The organism is Micromonospora sp. NPDC049580 (assembly GCF_040675595.1).
Lineage (GTDB): Bacteria > Actinomycetota > Actinomycetes > Mycobacteriales > Micromonosporaceae > Micromonospora.
Genome location: NZ_JBFAPG010000361.1, coordinates 1 through 6585, shown reverse-complemented (window position 1 = coordinate 6585; position 6585 = coordinate 1). Strand labels below are relative to the sequence as shown.

At 73.1% G+C, this 6585-nt stretch carries 7 protein-coding genes; 3 read left to right on the top strand and 4 right to left on the bottom strand.

Features of this window, described 5'->3' with window-relative positions:
- The 4 genes from AB0J68_RS23940 to AB0J68_RS23925 form a co-directional block, all read right to left on the bottom strand.
- On the bottom strand, window positions 1-807 hold an 807-nt coding region (locus tag AB0J68_RS23940), incomplete at its 3' end, for an ABC transporter permease (RefSeq protein ID WP_363940525.1).
- Window positions 807-1574, bottom strand: a complete 768-nt coding sequence (locus tag AB0J68_RS23935; RefSeq protein WP_234581947.1) for an ABC transporter ATP-binding protein — start codon at window positions 1572-1574, stop codon at window positions 807-809. The genes AB0J68_RS23935 and AB0J68_RS23940, both read right to left, overlap by 1 nt.
- Before the next feature lie 354 nt (window positions 1575-1928).
- On the bottom strand, window positions 1929-2615 hold the full coding sequence (locus tag AB0J68_RS23930) for a response regulator transcription factor (RefSeq protein ID WP_355139073.1): 687 nt from the start codon (window positions 2613-2615) through the stop codon (window positions 1929-1931).
- 150 nt (window positions 2616-2765) lie between these two features.
- Window positions 2766-3680, bottom strand: a complete 915-nt coding sequence (locus AB0J68_RS23925) for a PD-(D/E)XK nuclease family protein (RefSeq protein WP_363940524.1) — start codon at window positions 3678-3680, stop codon at window positions 2766-2768.
- A gap of 173 nt (window positions 3681-3853) precedes the next feature.
- Between AB0J68_RS23925 and AB0J68_RS23920 the strand changes: the two genes are divergently transcribed.
- Genes AB0J68_RS23920 through AB0J68_RS23910 form a run of 3 tightly spaced genes read left to right on the top strand, consistent with a single transcriptional unit; the run spans window position 3854 to window position 6511 of the window.
- Window positions 3854-4912 (top strand): site-2 protease family protein, encoded by a 1059-nt coding sequence (locus AB0J68_RS23920; RefSeq protein WP_363940526.1) that lies wholly within the window; start codon window positions 3854-3856, stop codon window positions 4910-4912.
- A 44-nt stretch (window positions 4913-4956) separates the two neighbouring features.
- Window positions 4957-5910, top strand: coding sequence for a tRNA (adenine-N1)-methyltransferase (locus tag AB0J68_RS23915; protein ID WP_354862397.1), 954 nt, complete (start codon window positions 4957-4959; stop codon window positions 5908-5910).
- Between the two features lie 28 nt (window positions 5911-5938).
- On the top strand, window positions 5939-6511 hold the full coding sequence (locus AB0J68_RS23910) for a hypothetical protein (protein ID WP_007459901.1): 573 nt from the start codon (window positions 5939-5941) through the stop codon (window positions 6509-6511).
- The last annotated feature ends 74 nt before the right edge of the window (window positions 6512-6585 follow it).

The following is a 6585-nucleotide window of genomic DNA, read 5'->3' as shown; positions in this document are numbered from 1 at the left end:
CTCCTGTTCAAGGCGCGTGGTGTCGACGACCCGCCCGTGCACGAAAAGATCGACCTGGTCCAGGCCGTAGCGGCCGAACCCCACGGTGCGGGCCACGTCGTCGCGCAGCCTCTCGTCCGAGACGCCGTCGGCGGCGCGCAGTGTGATGCTGCTGAACGTGTCCGGCGCGCCCAGCATCAGCCGCTGCGCCACCGGCGTGGTGAAGAAGACCTCGTTGACCCCGCCGATCGAGTCCCGGTCACCGCTGTAACCGAGGATGCCGACCAGGGTGAACTCCCGCTTCTTGGACTCGAACGCGGTGAGCACGCCAACCTTCTGACCGACGCGCACCTTCGCCGTGGTGGCCAACGCCTTGTTGACCACGATCTCGTCCTCGGCCTGCGGCGCGCGCCCCTCCCGCAGCCGCATCAGGTCGCTCTCGCCGGTCCAGTTCTCGCCCAACTGCGGCGGACCGAACGAGGTGATCACCTTGCCGTTGCTGCCGATCACCCGGGCGCCGTCGGCGTTGACGATGCCGGTCGCCGAGGCCACCCCCGGCACCTGCTTGACCCGGTCCACCACGGCGGCCGGCAGCGGAGCGGCGGTCTGCTCGCCCTCCATCTCGTCGACCTGCACCTTCGGCTTCGCCGCGACGTTCACGTCGATCTCGGAGAACCCGTCGGCGAAGACCGAGTCGAAGGAGCGGCCCAGCGTGTCGGTCAGCACGAACGCGCCGGAGACGAACATGACCCCGAGCACCACCGCCAGCCCGGACAGGATCAGCCGGACCTTGCGGGCCAGCAGACTCTTGAGTGTCGCCCGGAACATCAGTTGCCCACCTCGGCCGGAGTGTCCAGCTTCTTCATGGTGTCCAGCACCGTGTCGGCGGTCGGCTCGATCAACTCCGAGACGATCTGCCCGTCGGCGAGGAAGACCACCCGATCGGCGTACGCGGCGGCCGTCGGGTCGTGGGTGACCATGACGATGGTCTGGCCGTGCTCACGCACCGAGTTGCGCAGGAAGCCGAGCACCTCCGCGCCGGAGCGCGAGTCCAGGTTGCCGGTCGGCTCGTCAGCGAAGATCACGTCGGGGCGGGAGACCAGCGCCCGCGCGCACGCCACCCGCTGCTGCTGACCGCCGGAGAGCTGCGCCGGCCGGTGGTCCAACCGGTCCTGCAGGCCCACCGTCTTGATCACCGTGTCGTACCAGGCCGGGTCCGGCTTGCGACCGGCGATCGACAACGGCAGCAGGATGTTCTCCTTCGCGGTGAGCGTCGGCAGCAGGTTGAACTGCTGGAAGATGAAGCCCACCTTGTCTCGGCGCAACTTCGTCAGCCCCGAGTCGCCCAGACCGGTGACCGTCGTCGCACCGATCGACACCGTCCCCCGGGTCACCGAGTCCAGACCGGCCAGGCAGTGCATCAGCGTCGACTTGCCGGAACCCGACGGGCCCATGATCGCGGTGAAGCGGCCACGTTCGAACTCCGCGCTGACCCCCCGCAGCGCGATGACCTGAGCCTCGCCGCTGCCGTACACCTTCCACACGTCGTTCGCCCGGGCCGCGGCCTGCGCCTGCTGGCCTACCGTCGCGGTCACGTCATCTACCTCTTCCGTCTGTCCGAATCTCACGCCGCCCCCCGATGGTCCGGCGTGACCGTTCAATCATCGGCGCTGCTCGCGCCCGTCCCGTCCGCCCCTGGGGGGACCCGGCGCGGATTTCCCGCTGCGGGTGCACCCCCATGCCGCATCAGGGTTGCCCCTGACCCGGCCGCCGATCGACAGGTTTCCCGACCGGCGAAACACCGCCGGACACGACACGTCCCCCGTTGGCCACAGGAGGGTCAACCGCGCCGAGCCGTCTACGGTCACGGTAGGTGAGCACGGCAACGGGGCCGTCCCCCCACGGAGGGATCTTCGAGTACGCCGGGTGGGGTAGCCGCCGCGCGTCCGCTACGCCCGCGGGCGGACCAGACCCGACTCGTACGCCAGCACGACCGCCTGCACCCGGTCGCGCAGCCGCAGCTTGGTCAGCACGTGCCCGACGTGGGTCTTGACGGTGGTCTCGCTGACCGACAGCACCGCGGCGATCTCGGCGTTGGACAACCCCCGGGCCACCTGCACCAGCACCTCGCGTTCCCGGTCGGTGAGCGCGCTGAGCGTCGCCGACGGCGTCGCCGCCGGATCCGGCAGCAGGTCGGCGAAGCGCTCCAGCAGCCGCCGCAGGATCCGCGGGGCGACCACCGCGTCCCCGCCGGCCACCGTGCGGATCGCCGCGATCAGCTCCTCGGCCGGTACGTCCTTGGCCAGGAACCCGCTGGCGCCCGCGCGCAGCGCCCCCACCACGTACTCGTCGAGGTCGAACGTGGTCAGCACCAGCACCCGCACCGGCAGGCGGGAGTCGACGATCGCCCGGGTCGCCGCCACCCCGTCCATGCGAGGCATCCGGATGTCCATCAGCACGACGTCGGGCAGCAGTCGCCGGGACAGCTCCACCGCCTCCACGCCGTCGCCGGCCTCCGCCACCACGTCCAGGTCACCCTCGGCGCCCAGCACCATCCGGAAGCCCGTGCGCAGCAGCGGCTGGTCGTCGGCGAGCAGGATCCGTACCGGCCGCGCCGAGGCAACCCGATCGGCCATCACTTCTCCCGTCCCCTCGCCGTCGCGCCCACACCGGTCATCGTCGCGTACCCGGCCGGCGCGTCGTGGACCACGGTAGAGGCCCGCCGGCCGCGGTGTCCCGACCGACGCGGCACCGTCGCGGTCGGGTCCGAAAGCCCGCCGCGGCCCTCACTCGTCGGCGCCGGGCACCACCGGAGCGGAACGGGCGTCACGCAGCGGATCGGCGTTCGCCGCCGCGACGGGGAACGGCGGCGGAGTGCCGCCGAAGGTGGGGCAGAGCGCCTGGTGACTGCACCAGTCGCACAACCTGCTCGGACGAGGTCGGAAATCCTGGCGGGCGGTGGCCTGCTCGATCGCCCGCCACAACGCCACCACCGTGCGCTCGAAGCGGACCAGCTCGTCGGCGTCGGGGGTGTAATCCAACACCTCGGCGTCGCGCAGGTAGAGCAGGCGCAGCACCCGGGGCACCACCCCCCGGGTGCGCCACAGCACCAACGCGTAGAACTTCAGCTGGAACAGCGCCCGCGCCTCGAACGCCTCCCGGGGCGCGCCGCCGGTCTTGTAGTCGACCACCCGCAGCGCGCCGTCCGGGGCGACGTCGAGCCGGTCGAGATAGCCCCGGATCAGCAGCTCCTCGTCGACGACCGCCGAGATCAGGCTCTCCCGTTCGGCCGGCTCCAGCCGGGTCGGGTCCTCCACGGCGAAGTAGCCCTCCAGCAGCCCCGCCGCGGAGCGCAGGAACTCCACCGGAGCGGCCGGCTCGGCGCCGTCGAAGATCCCGGCCAGCTCCGGCTGCTCGGTGACCAGCCGGTCCCACTGGGGGGCCACCAGGTCGCCGGCCGCGGCCGGCGTGCGGGCCTGCGCGGGCAGGTCGAACAGCCGCTCCAGCACCGCGTGCACCAGCGTGCCCCGGGCCTGCTCGACTGTCGTCCGCTCCGGCAGCCGGTCGATGCTGCGGAACCGGTAGAGCAGCGGGCAGGTCTTGAAATCCGCCGCCCGCGACGGGGACAGCGAGGCCCGCACCGTCGGCGGTGTCTGCGCCGGGGAGGAGGACTGGGGGGTGGTGACCGGTTCCGCCGTCATGTCCGCAAAGGTTAGGGCACCGGTGTGACACCGCCCGCCGCCCGCCCCACGCCGGGCCGGTCCGTAGCATCGGTGCGATGGAGCAGACATCCCGGCCGCCGCGTCGGTCCGACCGGCGACCCGGTCTGAGCGTGGGCCGGGTGCTCGGGGTGCCGCTGCACCTCAACGCCTCGATGCTCCTGCTCGCCGTGCTGGTCGCCGTGCTCTACGCCGAGTTCGCCCGCCGGCAACTGGACCTGCCGCAGGTCAGTGGCTATCTGATCGGCTTCGGGTTCGTGGTGTCACTGCTCGGCTCGGTGCTGCTGCACGAGCTGGGTCACGCGCTCACCGCCCGCCGCTACGGCATCGGTGTGCGCGGAATCACCCTGGAACTGCTCGGCGGGTACACCGAGATGGACCGGGACGCCCCGACACCCAAGGTCGACCTGCTGGTGTCGCTGGCCGGCCCGGCGGTCTCCGCGGTGCTCGGCGTCCTCGCGGTCGCCGCCACCCTGGCCCTGCCCCCGGGCACCGTGGCCCACCAGCTCGCCTTCCAGCTCGCCCTGAGCAACGTCATCGTCGCGCTGTTCAACATCCTCCCCGGGCTGCCGCTGGACGGCGGGCGTGCCCTGCGCGCCGCCGTGTGGGGCCTGACCCGCGACCGGCACCGCGGCACCGAGGTCGCCGGCTGGGCGGGCCGCGTCGTCGCCGTCGGCACCGCCGCCCTGGTCGGACTGCTGACCCTGACCGACTTTCTGGCGCCGGTGGCGCTGCCGCTGATGCTGCTGGTCGCCGTCACGCTCTGGCGCGGCGCCGGGCAGTCGATCCGCGCCGCGCGGGTCAGCCGGCGGTTCCCGCTTATCGACCTGTCCCGACTGGCGCGGCCGATCTGGCCGGTGCCCACCGGCACGCCGCTGTCCGAGGCCCAGCGCCGCCGCGCCGAGGGCGGGCAGCCCACCGCCGCGCTGCTGGTCACCGACTCCACCGGCCACCCCGTGGCGCTGGTCGACCCGGCCGCCGCCGCGGCCGTCCCCGCCGAGCGCCGCCCCTGGCTGCCGGTGGACGCCGTCGCCCGCGCACTGGCCGGGCTCCCCACCCTCCCGGTCGGGCTGGACGGCGAACGGGTGATGGAGGCCGTGCAGACCCACCCGGGCGCGCAGTACGTGGTGACGTCAGGCGAAGATGTCGTCGGCATTCTGCACATCGGGGACCTGGCACAGCTCCTCGAACCCAACCGGAAGATGACATCGTGACCGCAACTCCCTCCACCGTCGCCGCCGACCCCGCCAGCCCGGCGCTGACACCCGTGCACCGTGGCCCGTTCCGGCCCGGCGACCGGGTGCAGCTGACCGACCCCAAGGGGCGGATGCACACCGTGACGCTGGAGCCCGGCAAGGAGTTCCACACCCACCGCGGCATCCTGGCCCACGACGCGCTGATCGGGCTGCCCGACGGCAGCGTGGTGACCACCTCCGGCGGCGGCACCGCCTTCCTGGCGCTGCGCCCGCTGCTCTCGGACTACGTGCTGTCCATGCCGCGCGGCGCCCAGGTGATCTACCCGAAGGACTCGGCGCAGATCGTCGCGATGGGCGACATCTTCCCCGGCGCGAAGGTCCTCGAGGCCGGCGCCGGCTCCGGCGCGCTCAGCTGCTCGCTGCTGCGCGCGGTCGGCACCGAGGGGGAGTTGCACTCGTTCGAGCTGCGCGACGACTTCGCCCAGATCGCCAAGCGCAACGTCGAGGCGTTCTTCAACGGGCCGCACCCCTCCTGGCACCTGCACGTCGGCGACGTCGCACAGTGCCAGGAGACCGGCTTCGACCGGATCATCCTGGACATGCTCACCCCCTGGGAGACCCTCGACATGGTCGAGCGGGCGCTGGTGCCCGGCGGCGTGTTCATCGGCTACGTGGCCACCACGCCCCAGCTCTCCGAACTCGTCGAGGCGCTGCGTGAGCGCGGTGGCTGGACCGAGCCCCGTGCCTGGGAGTCGCTGGTGCGCGACTGGCACGCCGAGGGCCTCGCCGTCCGCCCCGACCACCGGATGATCGCGCACACCGCGTTCCTGGTCTCCGCGCGCAAGCTCGCCCCGGGCGTCACCGCGCCGCCGCGCCGCCGCAAGCCCAGCAAGGGCACCGAGGCGTACGCCCAGCGCCGGCAGGACCTGCGCGAGGCCGAGGCGGCCCGGCAGGCGGCCGCTGTCCGGGCCGCCGGCGCGCAGCCCGACGCGACGGGGGAGATGGACAGGCCGTGACCATCGGCGAGCGGGGGGAGGCGGCGGCATGAGCCGACCGGGTTACGGCGGCGGCGACCTGCCCGCCGTGTTTCCGGACTGGTCGCCCTACCAGGACCTGGAGTCGGCGGCGCGGGCCTATCTGCGCGACCCGGACGTCGCCCTGGAGGCGCTCGGCGGGGTGCTGCGCGGCGCCTCGGTGCTCGGCTTCACCCTGGAACGCTTCGTCAACGAGGTCAACGGCGTGTGGCAGGAGGTCGTCGTCTGCGACGGCAGCCGGCTGATCCTCTGGCACGGCGAGGACGTGCCGCCGGGGGAGGGGCCGCCGGGATCGATGACGTCGTCCCTGCGGGTCGTGCCGGTCTCCACGGTCACCGAGGTGGGCTGCCGGCGGCGGCTCAACCGCTCGGACAGCGGCGAGATCCGAGTCGACAGCATCGACGTCTACCTGCTGCTCACCTCGTTGGACGAGGCCCCGCCGAGCGAGGAGATGGCGGGTACGCCCCGCCACGACGCGCTGCGCTTCGGCAAGACCCTCGACGACGGCGGCGCCGGGCAGATCGCCCGGTTGGAGGAGTTCGCCCGGCTGGTGGCGTCGGTGGTCGGCCGCCCGATGCTCTGAGCCGCCCCGGGTCGAGGCGGGGGGCGCCGGCCCCCCCGCCGCCCGCGCCCCGCGCACGCGGACGCCGGGGGCGG